Source organism: Streptomyces sp. MBT53 (genome assembly GCF_016654115.1).
Taxonomy (GTDB): domain Bacteria; phylum Actinomycetota; class Actinomycetes; order Streptomycetales; family Streptomycetaceae; genus Streptomyces.
The window spans coordinates 1-462 of the sequence record NZ_JAEQAZ010000508.1; the positions used below are offsets into that span (position 1 = coordinate 1).

The following is a 462-nucleotide window of genomic DNA, read 5'->3' on the forward strand; positions in this document are numbered from 1 at the left end:
GTCACGGAGAGGCCGGCGATGGAGATGGTCGCGGCGACCAGGCCCATGTAGCCGAACATCGGCTTGCGGGAGAAGACCGGGATGACCTCGGAGATGATGCCGAAGAACGGCAGCGCGATGATGTACACCTCTGGATGGCCGAAGAACCAGAAGAGGTGCTGCCACAGCAACGCACCGCCGTTGGCCGCGTCGAAGACATGTGCCCCGAATTTCCGATCCGCCTCCAGCGCGAACAGCGCGGCGGCGAGAACCGGGAAGGCCAGCAGGACCAGGACGGCGGTCAGCAGCACGTTCCACACGAAGATCGGCATGCGGAACATCGTCATGCCCGGTGCGCGCATGCAGATGATCGTGGTGATGAAGTTGACCGCGCCGAGGATCGTGCCGAAGCCGGAGAAGGCCAGACCCATGATCCACATGTCGGCGCCGATGCCCGGCGAGCGGACCGCGTCCGACAGCGGG

The 462-nt window shown here is 65.2% G+C and carries 1 protein-coding gene; it reads right to left on the reverse strand.

Annotated features, from left to right (window positions below; translation table 11 throughout):
- The coding region (locus JHN45_RS52525) for a cbb3-type cytochrome c oxidase subunit I (protein WP_201056601.1) at positions 1–462 on the reverse strand (462 nt) is incomplete at both ends.